The organism is Myceligenerans crystallogenes, from assembly GCF_039529775.1.
Taxonomy (GTDB): Bacteria; Actinomycetota; Actinomycetes; order Actinomycetales; family Cellulomonadaceae; genus Myceligenerans; species Myceligenerans crystallogenes.
Genome location: NZ_BAAANL010000018.1, coordinates 292 through 1,001 on the forward strand (window position 1 = coordinate 292; position 710 = coordinate 1,001).

At 57.6% G+C, this 710-nt stretch carries 1 protein-coding gene; it reads left to right on the forward strand.

From position 1 onward, the window contains the following. Nucleotides 1–605: DDE-type integrase/transposase/recombinase (locus ABD208_RS20365; RefSeq protein ID WP_344106639.1), on the forward strand; the 605-nt coding region annotated here is incomplete at its 5' end. Nucleotides 606–710: the final 105 nt, after the last annotated feature.

Sequence of the window (710 nt, forward strand, 5' to 3'; positions counted from 1 at the left end):
CCATCGCAGGCATGTTTTTTTACCTCTACCTCATCGTGGACATCTTCAGCCGGAAAATCGTGGGATGGGAAGTTCATGAACGCGAAAACGCAGAGCTGGCGGCGGCACTGACCCGGCGGGCAGTGCTGGCCGAGGGATGCACCCTGCGCCCACTGGTTCTACATGCCGATAACGGCAGCCCAATGAAGGGCGCGACAATGAAAACAACCATGGAAAAACTCGGCATCATCGCATCATACAGTCGCCCTCGCGTCAGCAATGACAACCCGTTCTCCGAGGCGCTATTCCGAACCTGCAAATATCGCCCCGACTGGCCGAACAAGGGGTTTGCCACCAAAGATGACGCACAAGCTTGGGTGAAATCCTTTGCCAATTGGTATAACAGCGAGCACTTGCACAGCGCCATTCGCTTCGTCACACCGGCCGCGCGCCACGCTGGCCATGATCGTGCAACGCTGGCCAATCGCGCCAGTCTCTATGCAAATGCTCGGTCACAAAACCCGGAACGCTGGACTGGCAAAACCCGCAACTGGCAACCTGCTGGCCCCGTCTGGCTCAATCCAGAAACCGAAATTAGCGTCCCCGAAATCAGAGACGCTGCATGAAATCGGCGGACAACTTGTTTGACAAACACCGAGGCGAAGTCGCTGGAGGCAGCGCTGCCCTGGCTGTATCTCAAGGGCATCTCCACCGGCGAGATGGATGGGGCG